Annotated in this window: 15 protein-coding genes and 1 tRNA gene; 4 read left to right on the top strand and 12 right to left on the bottom strand. The window is 48.1% G+C overall.

Annotated features, from left to right (window positions below):
• Nucleotides 1–11 precede the first annotated feature (11 nt).
• Both AUMI_RS02960 and AUMI_RS02955 read right to left on the bottom strand, forming a co-directional pair.
• Entirely contained in the window at nucleotides 12–1205 is a 1194-nt protein-coding gene (locus AUMI_RS02960) for an MFS transporter (RefSeq protein ID WP_096381148.1), read from the bottom strand.
• Nucleotides 1206–1223: 18 nt separating this feature from the next.
• Nucleotides 1224–2375 (bottom strand): MFS transporter, encoded by a 1152-nt coding sequence (locus tag AUMI_RS02955; RefSeq protein ID WP_231951864.1) that lies wholly within the window; start codon nucleotides 2373–2375, stop codon nucleotides 1224–1226.
• A gap of 390 nt (nucleotides 2376–2765) precedes the next feature.
• On the opposite strand from AUMI_RS02955, the gene AUMI_RS02950 reads away from it, so the two are divergent.
• Nucleotides 2766–3365, top strand: coding sequence for an HdeD family acid-resistance protein (locus tag AUMI_RS02950; RefSeq protein ID WP_096381143.1), 600 nt, complete (start codon nucleotides 2766–2768; stop codon nucleotides 3363–3365).
• Between the two features lie 46 nt (nucleotides 3366–3411).
• Here AUMI_RS02950 and AUMI_RS02945 read toward each other — a convergent pair whose 3' ends face one another.
• The gene (locus tag AUMI_RS02945) at nucleotides 3412–3870 is read right to left on the bottom strand and encodes an NUDIX hydrolase (protein ID WP_231951862.1); all 459 of its coding nucleotides are present in this window, start codon (nucleotides 3868–3870) and stop codon (nucleotides 3412–3414) included.
• A gap of 2 nt (nucleotides 3871–3872) precedes the next feature.
• Entirely contained in the window at nucleotides 3873–4637 is a 765-nt protein-coding gene (locus AUMI_RS02940) for an SDR family oxidoreductase (protein ID WP_096383413.1), read from the bottom strand.
• 65 nt (nucleotides 4638–4702) lie between these two features.
• On the opposite strand from AUMI_RS02940, the gene AUMI_RS02935 reads away from it, so the two are divergent.
• A complete protein-coding gene (locus tag AUMI_RS02935; RefSeq protein WP_096381139.1) occupies nucleotides 4703–5425 on the top strand; it encodes a glycerophosphodiester phosphodiesterase family protein in 723 nt (240 codons plus the stop codon).
• Here AUMI_RS02935 and uvrC read toward each other — a convergent pair.
• The 6 genes from uvrC to polA all read right to left on the bottom strand — a co-directional run bounded on the left by uvrC (nucleotide 5410) and on the right by polA (nucleotide 17203).
• Nucleotides 5410–7278: an excinuclease ABC subunit UvrC gene (gene uvrC, locus AUMI_RS02930; RefSeq protein ID WP_096381136.1), complete on the bottom strand. Its 1869-nt coding sequence runs from the start codon at nucleotides 7276–7278 to the stop codon at nucleotides 5410–5412. The two genes, AUMI_RS02935 and uvrC, sit on opposite strands and share 16 nt — an antisense overlap.
• A 4-nt stretch (nucleotides 7279–7282) precedes the next feature.
• The gene (gene uvrA / locus AUMI_RS02925; protein WP_172418301.1) at nucleotides 7283–10135 is read right to left on the bottom strand and encodes an excinuclease ABC subunit UvrA; all 2853 of its coding nucleotides are present in this window, start codon (nucleotides 10133–10135) and stop codon (nucleotides 7283–7285) included.
• A 4-nt stretch (nucleotides 10136–10139) separates the two neighbouring features.
• On the bottom strand, nucleotides 10140–12218 hold the full coding sequence (uvrB, locus tag AUMI_RS02920; RefSeq protein WP_096381132.1) for an excinuclease ABC subunit UvrB: 2079 nt from the start codon (nucleotides 12216–12218) through the stop codon (nucleotides 10140–10142).
• A gap of 4 nt (nucleotides 12219–12222) precedes the next feature.
• Complete coding sequence (gene coaE, locus AUMI_RS02915) at nucleotides 12223–12816, bottom strand: dephospho-CoA kinase (protein WP_096381130.1); 594 nt, start codon at nucleotides 12814–12816, stop codon at nucleotides 12223–12225.
• A 63-nt stretch (nucleotides 12817–12879) separates the two neighbouring features.
• The gene (gene rpsA / locus AUMI_RS02910; RefSeq protein WP_096381127.1) at nucleotides 12880–14337 is read right to left on the bottom strand and encodes a 30S ribosomal protein S1; all 1458 of its coding nucleotides are present in this window, start codon (nucleotides 14335–14337) and stop codon (nucleotides 12880–12882) included.
• A 148-nt stretch (nucleotides 14338–14485) separates the two neighbouring features.
• On the bottom strand, nucleotides 14486–17203 hold the full coding sequence (polA, locus tag AUMI_RS02905; protein WP_096381125.1) for a DNA polymerase I: 2718 nt from the start codon (nucleotides 17201–17203) through the stop codon (nucleotides 14486–14488).
• A 127-nt stretch (nucleotides 17204–17330) separates the two neighbouring features.
• Between polA and AUMI_RS02900 the strand changes: the two genes are divergently transcribed.
• A complete protein-coding gene (locus tag AUMI_RS02900) occupies nucleotides 17331–17678 on the top strand; it encodes a PaaI family thioesterase (RefSeq protein WP_231951860.1) in 348 nt (115 codons plus the stop codon).
• Here AUMI_RS02900 and AUMI_RS02895 read toward each other — a convergent pair whose 3' ends face one another.
• Nucleotides 17679–18296 (bottom strand): ANTAR domain-containing response regulator, encoded by a 618-nt coding sequence (locus tag AUMI_RS02895; RefSeq protein ID WP_096381120.1) that lies wholly within the window; start codon nucleotides 18294–18296, stop codon nucleotides 17679–17681.
• A gap of 35 nt (nucleotides 18297–18331) precedes the next feature.
• Here AUMI_RS02895 and AUMI_RS02890 point away from each other — a divergent pair.
• Nucleotides 18332–18412, top strand: a tRNA-Leu gene (locus tag AUMI_RS02890).
• A 44-nt stretch (nucleotides 18413–18456) separates the two neighbouring features.
• Here AUMI_RS02890 and pyk read toward each other — a convergent pair.
• Complete coding sequence (gene pyk, locus AUMI_RS02885) at nucleotides 18457–19902, bottom strand: pyruvate kinase (protein WP_096381117.1); 1446 nt, start codon at nucleotides 19900–19902, stop codon at nucleotides 18457–18459.
• Between the last annotated feature and the right edge of the window lie 32 nt (nucleotides 19903–19934).

Genomic DNA, 19934 nt, shown 5'->3' with positions numbered 1-19934 from the left:
AAGACTGTAAATTACTGATTTTTTTGTGGCTCTAAAGGCTTTGCTGCACCTGCGAAAAAAACCGCACAAGCTACAAATAAAGCGAGTAAATAGAACATGTTGAGAAGTCCCCACGCCTGACCGATAAATCCCAAAAGGGGAGGACCTACTAAAAACGCGGCATATCCAAAAGCTGTGACAGTTGCTACGCGTTGGGATGAATTTTCTCCGTCGGCTGCAGCTGAAATAAACAAAGGGAATCCCAGAGCAACGCCCGCACCCCAAAGAGCAGCTCCTAGCCAAGCCAAATAAATTGTGGGGGAGAGGATGACTAGCAAAATTCCGATAACGCCAGCAGTTCCCAACACGCGCAATGCGAATACTCGTCCAAATCGATCCACTAAACGACCGCCAGAGAATCGAGTAATTACCATGGCCAGAGTCATGATTGCAAATGTGATACCTGCAGTTGTTGTATCAAGACCGTAGTCGTCAACAACTGATAGAGCTAACCAGTCATTCGAGCCACCTTCGGCAAGTGATAACCCCATGATTCCAAGACCCAGAAACACAATTCGTTTGGACAGCACGACTGGCTCACGATGTGCTTGTTTCTCGCTGCTGGAAACATGGGTTCGTCCCGTGGACAGAGGAAGATTCCTGTAAGTGAACCATGCAATCGCAGTTGTAATAACTGCAATAACAATCATTTGGATAACTAGGGAGAAATTCGTGACGATGGCCAAGGTTCCTATGCCGGCTCCAGCGAGTGCACCCAAGCTATAGGCGCCATGAAGCTGGGGAAGTAGGCTCTTGCCTCGGAGTTTTTCTAGTTCTGCACCCTCTACGTTGATGCCGACATCCCCGATACCGTATCCCAATCCTGCAATAAGTCCACCGACAGCAACACCAACAGCCGATCCTTCAATAAGGGAGAGCGCTTGGACAACTTGCCCGATTCCAAGTGTTGTAAAACCAACTACTACGGCGGTGCGAGCACCAAATCTTGCAACGAATCGACCAGAGGCAATGAGTGCAGTCATTGCCCCTACGGAGCCGGCAAAAAGAACCCATCCCAAAATTGACGTAGAGACATCAATGAAACTTCGAACATCTGGCAGTCTGACCAGCCAGGAAGCGCCGCCGACACCGAAAACGAAAAAGTATAAAAAAAGGATGACTGCTTGCGCGCGTAACGATTTAACCTGTGGAACGACAGTGTTCATAGATGTATTGAATCACATCTATCGACGCGCGTCGACAACTTTGTGGGGCCTTGTTGCTTTATTGAATAACATTCCAGAAAGCAGAAGGAAGAATGGCACGAGGAATGCTGTAAAAAGACCCGCAACCTGACCAATGAAACCCAGAAGCGGGGGACCAGCAATACCCGAAGTGTTACTCGCGATAACGAGGACCCCAACACGTGTGCCAGCCAATCGCGAATCTTCTGAAACTGCAGAGACGCACAGGGGGAAACCAATTGAATTTCCAAGGCCCCACAAAGCAGCTCCAACCAAGGGGAGTGCAACCCATCCTGTTAAAATCACGATGAGAATACCCAGTGCGGTTATTGCGGCGAATGCCAGCAGGGCCTTAGAACGCCCTAACTTGTCAACTATCGGTCCGCCAGAAAGGCGTCCTACTGCCATTGCTCCAGCAAAAACAGTGTAAGAAGCTGTAGCAATCGCCGCTGACAGTCCAGCATCCACAAGCGCGATGGGAAGCCAAGTGCTTGCCGTTCCTTCCGCGAGATTAAAGCCAATCACAATGAAAGCAACCATAAGGGTCTGTGGTTCGCGCCAAACCCGACGACGATCTCGTGCAGTTGCTACTGTCTGAATTTCTTCAGTATTCATATCATCATGAACATGCTTCCCAGAGGTTCTGGGAAGTGGTGTGCATACAACAAGAGTGACTATCAATACCAGGACTGACATAACCAGGAAGTTAGTAAAGACGCTTATTCCTGCAACGATTGCAATGGTTCCAATGGCGCCACCTAACAATGAACCAAGGCTAAATGCCCCGTGTAACGAGGGGAGGAGACTCTTTGGTGATTCACGGTCAACATTTGCGCCCTCGATATTGATTGCAAGGCCACCTGATCCACCAGAAAGGCCAACCAGAACAATCGCAATTGTTGACAGGGGAAGCGCCCCTAACTCAGCAAATAAGCCGAGAGCTGCTAGAAAGACTGCTCCTGCTGAATATGCACAAATGAGGACAATTCTTGTCCCAAATCTGGCAATGATAGGACCACTAATAAGTAAGCCTGAAAGTGAACCTAATGCCATCGCGAGGGTAAATAAACCCATCTGGGCTGTGTCTAAATTCAGTAGCTTTTGTATTTCTGGAGTTCTGCTGACCCAAGTAGAGAAATAGAGACCCTGCACTCCAAAAGCCGCGAATGTAAGCCAGTACCAGGTTCTGCCCGAGATTCTCTGTTTGCTCACCTCTTTAGCGTAGGGGATGTAATAGTCTAAGAATGAACTGACATAATGTGTATTATCCGCTTTATAGACAGTTTGGTGATCTCTCAAGCCAACCCCAATACAACAGGAGTAATAGCACTGAATTTCTGATCCTGAAGCACTCTCTGGTACCTGAATGAAGTTTTCAGCATTGTTTTGATCGAGTTTCACCTTTTACATTGTTGCGACTGACATAAAAATATTTGGAAGGTAGAAACACCTGTTGTAACTCAAAATCAGCGCGAAATCCCAGTTGTGTTCCTCAAACAGCTTTATAGTGTGAAGGCGATTATCGCGAAATTAAGGAGAAACATGTCTACCCCAACCCCAGATCTTCAGGGTTTTGCCTTCTACGGAGATGGCCACGAAAACTCTAAACAAGCAGTAAAAGTTATTCAGACTGGTCTCTGGATCGGTGCAGTTCTAGCCGGTTTATTTGGAGGCATGATCCTCGCTTGGCCCGGAGCGACCCTTCTGGTCATTGCGGTATTGCTTGGTCTGTACTTCCTGATCCGTGGACTAGTTCGTCTCGTAGTCGGAATCTTTGCCCCGGGCCTCACTGCTGGTGGACGCGTACTCAGTATTGTTTTGGGCATTCTTCTTATAGTCGTAGGTATCTTCGCAATGAGAAACCCAGGAACATCGCTTGAGTTGCTTGGAATTCTGATCGGTCTTTCTTGGATCCTCGATGGAATCGCGACTCTTATCGAGTCTGGACGTGCTGCCTCGCGCGGTTTCGCAATCTTTGCAGGAATTATCGGCATTGTGGCCGGTATCGTCATGCTCTTTGTGCCGCTCGGTGGTGTCGCTGTTCTGACAATGGTTGCCGGAATTTTCTTGATTGCACTTGCAATCATCCAGGTAATTGGAGCAATCGTGATCGGTGTACAGGCCAAAAAGGCCGGTATCTAGAAATATCGAAGAAGAAAGGCCCTGGTTTATTCCAGGGCCTTTCTTCTTATCTGAGCGCGATAGCTTTATCGATGAGCTCAAAAAGAGGTTCAGGCGAATATTTTTCGCTGGATGAAGCCAACTCAGGTTTCGTCCACCAGCGAATGTCGGAAATGTCTAGAAACTCGTTTGCCATCCAGTTGTCGTTAACCGGCTGGAAGTTATCGGTGTGCACAACAAAAAATTCACTGTAAGTGGTTTGTACATGACCATCATTAAAAACTGATTCGCTACTAATGGCCCAAATTGGATCGCCCACACTTTCAATGAGCAAACCTGTCTCTTCAAAGAGCTCACGTATAGCACCTTCTGCGTGACTCTCGTGGTCCTCTACTCCCCCACCTGGTGTAATCCAACGAGTTCTGGGCACAAGTAGATTCGGGGAATGTGTTTTGAGCAGAAGGAAACGATCCTCAGGATCAAGCAAAATAACGCGAGAAACGCGCCTATGTGCAGGTCTTGACATCATTATTCAGCGACGAAAGAACTGACATCTCCAACGAGCCTGGTGTGATCAGCGGGAACAGGTTCAACAGCTGCGAGAGCAACTTCAGCAGCAAATTCACTGACGTTGTAAAGCTTTCCTGCTGATTCCTTTCGGGCGTTAATCGCGCCAGGATTTGCTCGTTCAAGCAAAGTAGCAGTGATGGTGCCTTCAATCATGTCACCAGAAACGACAGTGAAACCGATTCCACGCTCTTCGAGCAGTGGAATCATCTCCCTAAGGGCATCCTCTCCGGCACGCTTGGAAAGCGCTACAGGAAGATATTCATCCATGGTCGGAGTAGTACGAATGAAGTGTGCTTGATGGCTGGTCACGAACACCACACGAGCGCCATCTGCAAGGACATTGAGTGCTTCCGAGAGAAGATTTACTTGAGAATCACGGTTGAGTTTCATGGCGTAATCCTCGCCCATGCCTGCCTCCATGCCTCCGGAGGCATTCATGACGAGGATATCTAGGCCGCCAAAAGCTTCTTGTGCTTGAGCAAACATTGCAGCAACAGACTCCCTGTCAGTAAGGTCTGCTCCAACGGCAATTGCCTCTCCCCCATTGGAAATGATTGCATCAACAATTTTTTGAGCACGCGCTTCTTTGTTTCGGAAGTTAACAACCACCTGTGCCCCGGCTTCAGCAAAATAGTTGACTGTATCAGCACCGATGCCGCGGGAAGATCCAGTAACAAGGGCACGTTTTCCTGCAAGTGAACCAGGCGCAAGAGGGTTAGACACAGAAGACTCCTTCATAAATACTCAACAAGCAGACTAGCAAGCATCTGAGATGTTAGCCTCGAGCCGTGCACGCATATTCTCAGCTTCCCAGTCCCTGTATATTGGCGCACCAAGGTCTGTGGCAAACGTGCCCAGCAAACACACTTGAAGCGTTTTCACGAGCGATTGAATTCGGCGCTGACGTTATCGAGACAGATGCACACTCCTCTAAAGAAGGAATTGCAGTCCTTTTTCACGATGACAAGATTTATGGCAGGAAAATCAATGAATTCAGTATTGATGAACTACCTGCCTATGTTCCAACGTTGGAAGCTGCCCTGACTTCATTTCCTCAAACTCTCTTTAACATCGATATCAAGTCTTCAGCTGCTGAAGAACCAGTAGCTCGAACCATCTCTAACCACAATGCGCAGAACAGAGTTCTTATTACCTCCTTCAGCTCACAGAGGAGAAAGCGAACTATGGAACTAGTTCCGGGTGTAGCACACTCCCCTGCAATGGCAGAGATGATACGCACCGTTGTGTGGTCATCACTGGGTGCACACAGACGTGCTGTGAACATTCTCAAAAATTTTGAAGCAGTTCAAATTCCGACTTCCGCCTACGGAATCAATTTGGTTTCTCCAAAAATGATGAAGATTTATCGCGAAGCCCAAGTTCAGGTTCATGTGTGGACAATCAATAACCCTGAAGAAATGAAGAAACTATTTTCTTTGGGAGTCGACGGAATAGTGACTGATAGAACTGATGTTGCGCAGGAAATAAGAAGCACTTATTTCGATAAATGATCTTTAATTGCCTGAGCTAAAGCCAACGAAATGTGTGGAGTGGATGCAATTTCTTCCACAGTTGCTTTTCTTAGCTGTGAGACTGAGCCAAAACTTTTCAAAACAGATTTGACCTTTGCTGGTCCCATTCCAGGGACTTCAGTAAGGACTGTTGAGATGTCACGTTTACGTGTTGAGCGTTGAAAAGTAATAGCAAAGCGATGCGCCTCATCACGTAACTGTTGCAAAAGGAACAACGCTTCAGAATTTCGAGGAAGAATGATCGGGAATTTGTCATCAGGCAACCAGAGTTCCTCAAGACGCTTTGCTAGACCCGCCACAGGAATGCCTGTGATCCCCGCATCTTCGAGAGCAAGTGCGGCAGCTTTAGCTTGTGGACCGGCGCCGTCGACAAGAAATAATCCCGGAGGGTAAGAAAAGCTAGAACGCGATGTTGCTTCTTCCTTACTCTCAACTAGATACGCTGCCCTTCTTGCAAGCACTTGGTTCATCGCATCAGTGTCGTCCCGTGCTTGAGCAATGCTGAATTTGCGGTAATCACTCTTCTTTGGCAGGCCATCTTCGAAAACAACCATGCTTGCAACTATTTTTGTGCCACCAAGATGAGAAATGTCAAAACATTCAATTCTTAAAGGCGAATCTTTCAGCCCAAGAGCTCGTTGAATGTCCCCTAAAGCTTTAGTGCGTGAGACGTAATCGTTGCGTCGTTTGGTTTTATACAGCACTAGAGACTGTTGAGCATTGAAGGAGACGGTACTTGCCAAAGCAGCTATGTCTCCGCGTTGCGCTTGTTTCAATTTGACAGAAGTCTGTCGGGAATTTTCAGTACGTTCATGACGAATATTCGTTAACCATGAGGTTATGGCTTCAGCGTCCTCTGGTATTTCTGGAACATAGATAGATCTTGGTGGAACAAGCTCAGTTTCATATGCAGTTCGGAGCATATTATCTATGAGCTCATCTGCGTTCACATCAAGTTCAGTGTCGACATTCCATGAATGCACACCACGAATGCGACCTTCTCGAACAATAAACATCTGGACTGCGGCTGAAAGTTCATCTTGTGCAATGCCAAAAATATCAGCATCAACTTCGTCGCTGAGAACTACAGCACTCTTTGAAGCAACTGTCTCTAGTGCGACTATATTGTCTCGAAATTTTGCTGCTGACTCATAGTCCTGCTCTTTAGAGGCGCGCCCCATTTTGTCGCGCAATTCCTTGATGTAATCAGAATTCTTTCCGGTCATGAAATTGGCAAAATCTAAAGCTAAGGATCGATGTTCTTCTGGGGTGATTCGTCCAGCACACGGAGCAGCACACCGGCCAATATCGCCTAACAGACAAGGGCGTTTAGCTCGTTCTGCTTTTTTATATACCCCCTCAGAACAAGTCCGCACAGGAAAAACAGGAAGCAACAAATCAAGAGTTTCTCTAATTGCCCATGTTTTTGTGTAAGGACCAAAATACCGAGCATGAGGAATCTTTTTTGTTCGCGTAACCATCACACGCGGAATTCTCTCACCGAGTGTTATTGCTAAATAGGGATAGCTCTTGTCATCTTTGAATTGAATATTGAAAGGAGGATCAAACTCTTTGATCCAGGTAAATTCCAGTTGAAGAGCTTCAAATTCGGTCGAGACAATAGTCCATTCAACTTTGTTTGCAGAGGTGACCATCCGACGGGTACGTTCATGAAGAGTGTTTAGAGGCGCAAAATAGCTTGTTAAACGTGCGCGAAGATTTTTGGCCTTGCCGACGTACAACACACGACCATTACTATCCTGGAAGCGATAAACGCCAGGATTAGTAGGAATGTCACCCGTTTTAGGGCGGTATGGGACTGTGTCGGCCATTGTTTTACTTCACTGCAATGATCTCTCTGAGGAAGATTCCGGTGTGACTGCGCGTGTTTGCAGCTACCTCTTCTGGCGTTCCTTCAGCAATAATCTCGCCACCACCAGATCCACCCTCAGGGCCCAAATCGATGATCCAGTCTGCACTCTTGATGACATCGAGGTTGTGTTCGATGACTATCACGGTGTTCCCTTTGTCCACAAGAGAGTTCAGCACAAGGAGAAGTTTACGAACATCTTCAAAATGCAAACCAGTGGTGGGTTCGTCGAGAACGTAAATACTTCTTCCGTTACTACGTTTTTGCAGTTCTGTGGCTAATTTGACGCGTTGAGCCTCTCCGCCAGAGAGTGTTGTTGCGCTTTGTCCCAGACGTACGTATCCCAAACCGACATCTACGAGTGTCTGAAGATAGCGATGTATGGAAGAAATTGGCTCGAAGAATTCAGCTGCTTCTGCAATGGGCATATCGAGTACTTCAGAGATGTTTTTTCCTTTATAGCGAACCTGAAGGGTTTCACGGTTATAACGTTTTCCGTGACAGACCTCACAATCTACGTAGACATCAGGAAGGAAATTCATCTCAATCTTGAGCGTGCCATCACCTGCACAGGCTTCACAGCGCCCCCCTTTGACGTTGAAGCTAAAACGACCCTGTTGATAACCGCGGGTTTTCGATTCAGTGGTTTCTGCAAAAAGATTACGTATCTTGTCAAAAACTCCCGTGTATGTCGCTGGGTTTGATCGTGGTGTGCGACCAATTGGGTTTTGGTCTACGTGGATTACTTTGTCGAGATGTTCTAGACCTGTCACACGGGTGTGCTTGCCTGCAACGGTGCGAGCACCGTTGAGTTTATTCGCAAGTACTTTGTAGAGGATGTCATTGACGAGAGAAGATTTTCCAGAACCTGATACACCTGTTACTGCCGTGAGGGTTCCTAGCGGAAATGTAGCGGTGACATTTTTCAAATTATTGGCCTGTGCACCAACGACAGTTATTTCACGATCCTTGTTACTTGGTCTTCTGCTTGTGGGAATTTTGATCTGGGTTCGTCCAGAAACATAGTCTGACGTGATTGATTCGGTGTTCTTGAGCAGAGATTCATAATCGCCCGAATGAACAACTCGCCCACCATTGACTCCAGCTCCTGGACCAATATCGACAATCCAGTCGGCGGTGTGAATTGTGTCTTCATCATGTTCAACAACTATGAGGGTATTGCCTAAATCACGGAGCTTGATGAGGGTTTCAATCAGTCGCCGATTATCTCTTTGATGCAGACCGATAGAGGGTTCATCAAGAACATAAAGTACTCCGGTTAGGCCAGATCCAATCTGCGTTGCCAAGCGGATTCTTTGCGCCTCTCCCCCAGATAACGAACCTGCGGAACGAGAAAGGTTGAGATAGTTCAAACCCACCTCAATAAGAAAATTCAAACGTGCACGTATTTCTCGGAGCACTTGTGCAGCGATCATCGCATCACGGTCATTCAAGGTGAGCGAATCCATAAACGCTCGGGCCTCCGACAAAGGAAGTTCAGTGAGGTCAGAGATAGAAAGCCCATTTATCTTGACGGCTAAAACTTCAGGCTTCAGCCTTTGTCCATTGCATTCAAGGCAGGGAACTTCGCGCAGATATTCTGCCCACCGAGCACGTTGAATATCGGTTTCAGCTTGCAGGTATTGGCGTTCGATGTAGGGAACAACGCCTTCAAAGCCTGAACTGTATTGGACTTCGCGCCCATATCGGTTCTTCCATTTCACCCGTACGCTGAAGTTGTTGCCATTCATGACAGCATCACGGATTTCTTCATCCAGTTCTTGCCAGGGTGTATTCAGAGAGAACTCTAAATCGTTTGCCAACCCCATGAGGAGCTTTTCGTAGTACTGAAACAAACCCTTACCTTGGGTTGCCCAAGGAATAATGACTCCTTCATTAATGGAGAGGCTTGGATCACCCAGAAGAAGTTCTTCGTCGACTGACATCTTTGTTCCAAGACCAGAACAAACCGAACAAGCACCAAAAGGTGAATTAAATGAGAAAGTACGGGGTTCAATCTCTGCAAGTTGGATGGGATGCGCGTTTGGGCATGACAGTTTCTCACTGAACGATTGCCACGCCGATTCTCCCTCTTGATCCACGAAGTTAATATCGACGGTTCCATTTGTCAGCTTGAGGGCTGTTTCCAAAGAGTCTGTTAGGCGGTTAAGAATGTCTGGACCGGAAACCAGACGGTCAATCACGACCGAAATATCGTGCTTGTAACTTTTCTTCAAGGCAGGTGCCTCGCTCAGCTGAATGACCTTACCGTCAACTATCACCCGAGAATAACCACTGGCAGTAAGTTCAGTGAACAGGTCAACGAATTCACCTTTTTTCTGCGACACGACTGGTGCGACAACCTGATATCTAGTGCCCTCTGGCAGATCCATCAATTGATCTGCAATCTGCTGCACAGTCTGAGATTGAATGATCTCGCCGCACTCAGGACAGTGCGGCACACCAATGCGTGCCCAGAGAAGACGCATATAGTCATAAATTTCGGTAATGGTACCTACTGTTGAGCGAGGGTTCCTATTAGTGGACTTTTGATCGATGGAAACGGCAGGAGAAAGACCTTCGATGAAATCAACATCGGGACGGTCTACCTGGCCCAAAAACTGTCGTGCATAAGCAGATAATGACTCAACATAACGTCGTTGTCCTTCGGCAAATATGGTGTCGAAAGCCAAAGAAGATTTGCCCGAGCCAGAAAGTCCAGTAAATACAACTAAAGAATCACGAGGAATTTCAAGGTCAACGTTTTGAAGGTTGTGTACACGCGCACCCTTCACGCTCAGATGAGAATGAGTAGTCATTGATTTAGGCATGGCCAGCTTCCTTCATGATTCGAAGCTCACGTTTGAGCTCTGAAAGTTCATCTCTTAAACGAGCTGCGAGTTCGAATTTAAGTTCAGCTGCAGCTATGAGCATTTGCTCATTGAGATCAAGAATGATGTTTTCTAATTCTTCGGCACCCTCAGAACCAATTAATCGAGTGTGTGAACTAGGTGCAGGAGTTGATGCGGTTCCCCGCTTAGATTTCTTTGACGTCTCTGAAAGAAGTTCAGCTGTATCTGCTTCCTCACGCTGAAGCATTGCTGTAATGTCCGCAATCTTCTTCCTGAGAGGTTGTGGATCAATACCGTTAGCGTTGTTGTAGGCAATTTGTTTTTCACGGCGGCGCGTTGTCTCTTCAATCGCTTGCTGCATTGATTTAGTTACCACGTCTGCGTACATGTGGACTTCACCTGAGACGTTTCGTGCTGCACGACCAATTGTTTGAATTAGGGAGGTAGCTGATCTGAGGAAACCTTCTTTATCTGCATCCAAAATAGCGACAAGAGAAACCTCGGGTAGATCAAGACCTTCACGCAGCAAGTTGATTCCGACCAACACGTCAAAGACTCCCTGACGGAGTTCTGTCAGAAGTTCAACGCGTCGAAGTGTGTCGACATCCGAGTGGAGGTAGCGCACACGCACACCAGCTTCTGTGAGGAAGTCAGTGAGTTCTTCAGCCATCTTTTTTGTCAACGTGGTCACCAACACACGCTCATCTTTAGCGGCACGAACTCTGATTTGTTCAAGAAGATCATCGATTTGACCACGCGAGGGTTTGATGACAATTTGCGGGTCGACTAGACCTGTAGGGCGAATGATTTGTTCGACAACACCGTCTGCAATCCCCATTTCATATTTGCCAGGTGTTGCTGAAAGATAAACGGTTTGACCTACACGCTCTTTGAATTCGTCAAAACGAAGAGGCCTGTTATCTAGTGCAGATGGAAGCCTAAATCCGTGTTCAACAAGAGTTCTTTTCCTCGACGCATCGCCTTCATGCATTGCACCAATTTGAGGAACTGTGACATGCGATTCATCAATGACACAGAGAAAATCATCTGGGAAATAATCCAAAAGACACTGAGGAGCCTCTCCAGGCTCTCGAACATCGATATGGCGTGAATAGTTTTCGATTCCGGAACAAAATCCAATCTGTTCCATCATTTCAAGATCGAACGTTGTCCGCATACGAAGGCGCTGAGCTTCAAGAAGTTTGTTTTGCTTTTCGAGTTCAGCAACGCGCTCTTCCATCTCTTCTCTAATGGTGACGATTGCTCGTTTCATTATGTCTTCACTGGCCACATAATGGGAAGCAGGAAAGACGGAAACCATGTCGAGCTTTTCTACGACATCGCCAGTCAACGGATGGAGACTGTAGAGAGCTTCAATCTCATCCCCAAACATTTCTATGCGAACAGCAAGTTCTTCGTACATCGGAATAATTTCGATGGTGTCACCACGAACGCGAAAATTTCCTCGAGAGAAATCAATGTCATTGCGTGCGTACTGCATTGAAACAAATTGGCGCAGGATGGCATCACGTTGAATACGCTCACCGACCTGGAGAGTAATCATTGCTTCGAGGTATTCCTGAGGGGCGCCCAGTCCATAAATGCAGGACACAGTCGAGACCACGACAACATCTCTGCGAGTAAGAAGTGAATTTGTAGTTGAGTGTCTCAACCTTTCAACTTCAGCATTGATAGAACTATCTTTTTCGATAAATGTATCTGTCTGAGGTACATACGCTTCTGGTTGGTAATAGTCGTAATAGGACACAAAGTATTCGACAGCATTGTCTGGCAGTAGTTCACGGAATTCAGTGGCAAGCTGAGCTGCCAAAGTTTTATTGTGAGCGAGAATCAATGTAGGACGCTGGACTGCCTCTACTAACCATGCGGTCGTTGCAGATTTTCCGGTACCAGTAGCACCCAGAAGTACGACGTCTGTCTCACCGGCATTGATGCGACCGGCCAATTCCGAAATTGCAGCAGGCTGGTCTCCGCTGGGTGAATATTCACTTACGACCTTGAAAGGCTTCTCAGATCGTCTAGGTTCCACTCCCCTAGTCTACTTTCGTCAGCTCCTGCCACAGTGCGTCAACTTGGTTATATGTATGGAGTAAATCGCCGCTTGTATCAATAACGTGATTTGCTCGTCGAAGACGCTCTTCCTCGGGAGCTTGAGACTGAATTCGCGCAAGTGCTTCTGATTCGAGCATCCCTCGATGCTCCATTAACCTCTCAACACGCACATATTCAGGAGCTGAAGCGACAACAATGGCATCGAAAGTGTAGGTGTTTTCGCTCTCAACAAGTAACGGTACGTCGTACACCACAATCGAATCTTGCGGGGCTTGAGAGATCAAAAAGGCAGTTCTTTCACGAACGGCTGGATGAACGATGGCGTTCAGTTTTCTCAGCGCTTCAGCGTCTGTAAAAACAATGTCCCCCAGAGCGCCCCGATTCAGGCTTCCATCTTCCTTAAGAATGTCACGTCCAAATAGTTCTGTGAGTTGTACAAGTGCCGGAGTTCCAGGTTCAACAACTTCCCTGGCCACCTGATCGGCGTCGATGATATGCGCTCCGTGTTCTGCTAAACGGCGGGCAATAGTCGACTTTCCTGAACCGATACCACCGGTAAGGCCAATGAGTTTCATATGTCCATGTTAACGACTAATGGGTGAGACCTTACGGCCTCACCCATTAGAAGATACAACGTGTTAGTTGTTTGCGAGCTTCTCGCGAAGAGCGGCAAGTGACTCATCATCGGCAAGAGTTCCTGCGGATTCAGCTTCACTGGAGAAAGAAGTACTTTCTGCAGCCGGGGCTGGTGCATCAGGGATATTTGCCTCTGCTTCAAGGGTTGCCTTGACCTGAGTCTTGTGGAGTTCCCAGCGTGCCTGAGCTGCTGCGTAGTCCAATTCCCACTTCTCGCGTGCGGCATCAAAGCCTTCACGCCATTCGTTGGTCTCTGGGTCGAAGCCCTCTGGGTACTTGTAGTTACCGTTTTCGTCATACTCGGTGAGCATGCCGTAAAGAGCGGGATCAAACTCGGTACCTTCGGGGTCAACACCCTCGTTAGCTTGCTTGAGGCTGAGCGAGATGCGGCGACGCTCGAGATCTATGTCGATGACCTTGACGAAGACATCGTCACCAACAGAGACAACCTGCTCTGCGAGTTCTACGTGCTTGCCAGAGAGTTCAGAAATGTGAACGAGGCCTTCGATACCGTCTGCAACGCGAACGAATGCACCGAATGGAACAAGCTTGGTGACCTTACCGGGAGCAACCTGACCGATTGCGTGGGTGCGGGCAAATACCTGCCATGGGTCTTCCTGAGTTGCCTTGAGCGAGAGCGATACACGCTCGCGGTCCATGTCAACCTCGAGAATTTCGACGGTAACTTCCTGGCCAACTTCAACAACTTCAGAAGCGTGCTCGATGTGCTTCCAAGAGAGCTCAGAAACGTGGACGAGACCGTCAACGCCACCGAGGTCAACGAATGCACCGAAGTTGACGATCGAAGAAACGACACCCTTGCGGATCTGACCCTTCTGAAGGTTAACCAGGAAGGTGCTGCGGCTTTCGGACTGTGTCTGCTCAAGGAGTGCACGGCGAGAAAGAACAACGTTGTTACGGTTCTTGTCCAGCTCAAGAATCTTGGCTTCGATGTCCTGTCCGAGATAAGGAGTCAGGTCGCGAACGCGACGAAGCTCGATGAGAGACGCAGGAAGGAATCCACGCAGACCGATGTCTACGATCAGACCACCCTTAACAACTTCGATAACAGAACCGGTAACGATGCCGTCTGCGTCTTTGATTTTCTCAACATCGCCCCATGCACGCTCGTACTGCGCACGCTTCTTAGAAAGAATGAGGCGTCCTTCTTTGTCTTCCTTCTGAAGAACAAGTGCCTCTACAGTGTCGCCAACCTTGACGACCTCGGAAGGGTCAATGTCGTGCTTAATGGAAAGTTCGCGGGAAGGAATAACACCTTCGGTCTTGTAGCCAACGTCAAGGAGAACCTCGTCGCGATCTACCTTGACAACGGTTCCTTCAATGAGGTCACCATCGTTGAAAAACTTGAGTGTCTTTTCGACAGCGGCGAGGAAGTCCTCAGCAGATCCGATGTCGTTGATTGCAACCTGAGTGGCTGCTTTCTTTGCTACAAGCGTCATGTAAAACGTGCTCCAGTATTTATTTAATTCGGGCCTTGAGACACAGCAAGCTGATTCAATTGTCTTTTGGGCAGACGGAAAGGCGCACAAATGTGCACTAATCAGAGTACTTGACTAGAGACTTCCGCGCAAACTCGCGGAAAGATCACTAATGGGCAGCGTCGTTCCAGTTGCGGCCAAGGCCAATTTGAACGTCGAGGGGAACACTCAATTTGGCAGCGTGGGACATTCTTTCAACAACGATTTTTTCAACTTGTTGACGCTCAGATTCCACAATTTCTAGAACTAATTCATCATGAACTTGAAGTAAAAGCTGAGATTTGAGCCCTAAGGCAACAAGATCTTGTTCGATTCCTATCATTGCTATCTTCATGATGTCAGCAGCTGTACCCTGCATAGGCGCGTTGAGTGCAGCTCGTTCAGCGTTGTCGCGCAGTACACGATTGGGGCTTGCAAGATCAGGGAAAGGTCTTCTGCGCCCAAAAAGTGTTTGCGTGTAGCCCTGAGCTCGTGCTTCTTCTACAACGCTTCTGAGGTAATCACGCACTCCTCCGAATCGTTGGAAGTAATCCGCCATCAGTTTCTTGGCGGCACTGTTGTCAATACCTAGCTGCCTGGCTAAACCGAAGGCGCTGAGGCCATATGCCAGGCCGTAGCTCATTGCCTTGACCTGGCTCCTCATATCTGAAGTGACATCGGCTGGTTGTACGCCGAAAACTCTCGCGCCAACAAAGCGGTGTAAGTCTTCCCCTGAAATAAAGGCTTCGATGAGGCCCTCATCTTCAGAAAAATGCGCCATGATACGCATTTCAATTTGTGAATAGTCAGCCGTAAATAGAGTGTCGAAACCGTCTCCAACTTCAAACGCTTCGCGAATTCGGCGACCGTCGGCGGTACGTATAGGAATATTTTGAAGATTGGGGTTCGCCGAAGAAAGTCGCCCAGTACTGGTTCCTGTTTGGCCATATGTGGTGTGAATACGTCCGTCTGTGCCAATTGCTTGGATTAGGGTTTCAACTATTTGTTTGAGCTTGGTGACATCACGATGTTCTAATAGCAAACCTAAGAATGGATGCGGGTTTGTAGCTTGAAGGTCGGCTAATGCAGTGGCATCGGTGGTGTATCCCGTTTTTGTAGCACGTGTTTTTGGCATGCCTAGCTGATCAAACAACACTTCTTGCAATTGTTTTGGTGACGCAAGGTTAACTTCGCGGCCAATAACTGCAAATGCCTCTTGTTTGGCTTTTTCAGCACGCTCACCAAGTTCACGTGAAAGATTTTCCAGTTTTGCTTTGTTCACGGTAATGCCACGAAGTTCCATGGCTGCCAAAGTTGTCAACGTTGGAAGCTCGATCTCCAAAAACAATGCAAGTGTTGCCGCATCCATAACCGAACGAATAGCCTCATCGATTCGACGAATAAACCACGCTCGGCCCGCAACGTCTAGTGCTGAATCATCAGGAACAAGTTGATTTGGGTCAGGCTCAGGCAAAATTTCGTTGAGATATAACTTTGCTAAATCGCCAAGTTCTCGTTTTGAGGAATCTGGCCTCAAAACCCAATCGGCAATTTCTGTGTCAAAGCCAAGGCTCTCAACAACGACCCCTGCTGCAAATAGCGTCTTGAGTTGTTCTTTAGCACCATGAAAAATCTTGGGAGTCGGTCCTGCCAGCCAATCTATCAAGGGTTGAATATCAGCGAGCACTGGGGACCAAGGAACGAGAACAGTTTCATTCTCAGTGGCTAGACCGACTGAGGCAATTCCAGAGGCATACACCTCAACTTCAACAGCAATACCTTGTGGCGACGAATCTGAAGCGCGGTGGAGCCATGCAGCAAGTTCTTCATCAAGAATCTGTTGGGAACGCGGAGGAATTGCACCGTTTATAGGCGACGATGGAGTCACCGGAGAAAGAGCTGGTTGGCTGTTCTGAGATGGTGTAACTGGCGAAGCTTGACGTGGCGTAACGTCAGTTTCTCCTGCAAGAGTCAACACTCTTGTGAGTAAGGATTTGAATTCCAAGCGCCCGAACACGTCTTTAACAGCTTCAACATCGAATGGTTGACGTTCTAGGTCCGCTGGACCAACTGGCAGGTCAACATCATTGACAAGTCTGTTGAGCTTTCGATTTCTTATGGCGTTGTCTTTGTACTCTCTGAGGCTTTCGCCGACTTTGCCACCAATCTCGTCTGCGCGCCGAAGAATTTCATCCAAAGAGCCAAACTCGTTGATCCACTTAACCGCAGTCTTTTCACCAACCTTGGGTACACCGGGCAAGTTATCGCTCGTCTCCCCGACCAGGGCAGCAATCTCTGGGTATTGGTGAGGTTGGATTCCATAGCGCTCAAACACTTTTGTAGCGTCATATCGTGTGAGTTCTGAAACTCCCTGCTTCGAGGGATAGAGCAATGTGACGTTGTCATCGATGAGCTGAATTGTGTCTCGATCACCGGAGACCACCAGAACTTTATAGTTCTGTGCAGAACCTTGAGCAGCAAGAGTTGCCAAAATGTCATCAGCTTCGAAATCTTCTTTTGTGAGTGTCGTGATGCCCATCGCGTGAAGGGCGTCTTGAAGAAGTGGAACCTGGCCAATAAATTCAGGTGGAGTTTCACCGCGGGTCCCCTTGTATTCGGGGTATTCCCGGGTGCGAAAAGAGAATCGTGAGATATCGAAAGCTACTGCTAAATGTGTTGGCTTCTCTTTGGCCAGCAGATTAAGGATCATCGAAATGAAACCATGAATGGCGTTTGTGTGTTGCCCATCTGCGGTTTTGAAACTGTCTACCGGGAGGGCGTAAAAAGCCCTAAATGCGAGGGAATGACCATCAATGACCATCAGGGTAGGCTGAGCTGTATTCGACACGTGCCCAGCCTACACAGCAGGCAAGACCTATTCAGGAGGAAACCGGATGTCAGCTGAATACGTTCGCCCCCCCGTTCTCAACCTTGAACAATTCAGAGGTTTTTCTGCAGGGCCTTTGTGGGAAAAAATGGATATTCAGCTACACGAGCTCACTCCCGAATACGCCGTAGCCACAATGCCGGTCGCAGGTAATACGCAATCAGTAGGAATTCTTCATGGCGGTGCCTACGTTGTTATTGGAGAAGGGTTGGGTTCAATTTGTGCAAACATGTTTGCCGGCGAAGGACGAGTAGCGGTAGGTATTGAAGTAAACGCAACTCACACAGGAAGTGCACGCGAAGGTTTTGTCATTGCGACCTGTCGGGCACTTCACTTAGGAAGAACCCTCACTACACACGAGATTGTTTGCACTGATCAAGAAGGCCGCAGGTTATCGACGGTTCGATTGACCAATTTCATCAAAGATAAAAAGTAACTACTTCGTCTTTTTATTGTCTGTACCTAATTGTTCAACAATAGTAATCGCCACGTCTTTCATGGTCAGACGACGATCCATTGAGGCCTTTTGGATCCAACGGAACGCCTCTGGTTCAGTAAGGCCCATTTTCTCGTTGAGAATTCCTTTGGCGATATCCACAATTTTGCGGGTTTCAAAGCGTTCAGAAAGATCTGCAACTTCATTTTCAAGTGCAACAATTTGCGCCCAACGTGAAAGCGCAATTTCTACAGCAGGGAGAAGATCGTTGGGAGTGAATGGCTTGACTACATAGGCTAATGCACCAGCCTCTGTGGCACGCTCAACGAGTTCTTTCTGGCTGAATGCAGTCAGAAGCACAACGGGAGCAATGTGTTCTTTGTTGAGCTGATCAGCAGCTGAAATGCCGTCTAACTTGGGCATTTTGACATCCATGACGACCAAATCTGGACGTAGTTCCTTTGCTAGCACCACAGCGGCTTCGCCATCCCCTGCTTCGCCGACCACATCAAAACCGTTATCTCGAAGTGTTTCGACAATATCCATACGGATAAGCGACTCATCTTCTGCGACAACAACTCGACGTTTAGTGGGAGTTTGGATTTCTTGGTCAGCCATGACTCAAGCCTAGGATATTCTTATAGATGTTAAGAGCCGAATTGGCGGAATGGCAGACGCGGAGCACTCAAAATGCTTTGTCTTCGGACGTGTGGGTTCAAGTCCCACATTCGGCACAAACAAGAAAAGCCCCTCAAATGAGGGGCTTTTCTATTGTGTTCTAGAGGTTTTCGTATGCGGGAGCCGCTGCGTTACGTGCATCCCCTACTTTGTGAACACGAAGGTCGTTGGTAGAACCTGCAATTCCGGGAGGGGATCCAGCAATAACGACGACCTTGTCGCCTGCTTCTGCCAGTCCTTCACCCAGAAGAAGGTCATCTACCTGACCAAACATCTGGTCAGTGTGTGTCACTGCATCAACCAAGTAAGATTTGACGCCCCACGTCAGAGCCATGCGGCGACGAATGTGTTCATGAGGAGTCAGAACAATCATGGGGATGTCTGAACGCAGGCGGGCCATGCGACGAGCAGAATCACCAGATTCGGTAAAGACACAGAGGTACTTTGCATCAACGAATTCAGCAACTTCCTTTGCAGCCAAAGTTATTGCTCCACCCTGGGTGCGAGGCTTGGTGCCAAGCGCAGGAATACGCTCAATACCGTGGTCTTCTGTGGATTCAATGATGCGTGCCATTGTGGCAACGGTGATTGTGGGGAATTCACCGACACTGGTTTCACCAGAAAGCATGACTGCGTCTGTTCCATCTAGAACAGCGTTAGCGCAGTCGGAGGCTTCTGCACGGGTCGGGCGTGGGCTCGAGATCATGGATTCAAGTACTTGAGTTGCCACAATGACAGGCTTGGCCCAACGGCGTGCGAGTTCGACGGCACGCTTTTGAACAATAGGAACAGCCTCTAAAGGAAGCTCGACACCGAGGTCGCCTCGAGCAACCATGATGGCGTCAAACGCATCAACGATTTCTTCTAAGTTATCGACTGCTTGTGGCTTCTCAACCTTGGCAATGACAGGAAGACGAACACCTTCTTCGTCCATGATTTCGTGGACACGCTTGATGTCTGCAGCATCACGAACGAAGCTCAACGCAATGAAATCCGCACCCAAACGGAGACCCCAACGCAGGTCGGCTTCGTCTTTGTCAGACAGCGCAGGAACGTTCACTGCTACACCGGGAAGGTTGATTCCTTTGTTGTTGGAAACAGGCCCAGGAACCTCAACAACTGTGGTGACTACGGTTCCATCGGTTTCCAGAACGCGGAGTGTGACCTTACCGTCATCAATCAGGAGTGGATCGCCTGGCTTGACGTCCTGAGGAAGGCCCTTAAAAGTAGTGGAGCTGATCTCCTTATTCCCAACGATGTCTTCAATGGTTATCTTGAAGATGTCGCCTTCTGCGAGGTCGTAGGGTCCAGCTTCAAACTTGCCGAGTCGAATCTTGGGTCCTTGGAGATCAACAAGGACGGCAACGGGCTTGCCTACATCTTTAGCAGCCTTGCGTACGTTGCGATAAACCTCTTCGTGAACGTCGTAGGAACCGTGTGAGAGGTTCATACGAGCTACGTCCACACCAGCTTCGATGATTGACTTCAGGCTTTCATAGCTAGAAGTTGCTGGACCTAAGGTCGCAACGATTTTGGCGCGTCTCATGAAATGTCTCTTTCGTTTCAGTGGTGCCTGGT

The organism is Aurantimicrobium minutum (assembly GCF_002355535.1).
Lineage (GTDB): Bacteria > Actinomycetota > Actinomycetes > Actinomycetales > Microbacteriaceae > Aurantimicrobium > Aurantimicrobium minutum.
Note: the sequence above shows the minus strand (reverse complement) of the source record. Positions and strands in the feature narration are given on the sequence as shown.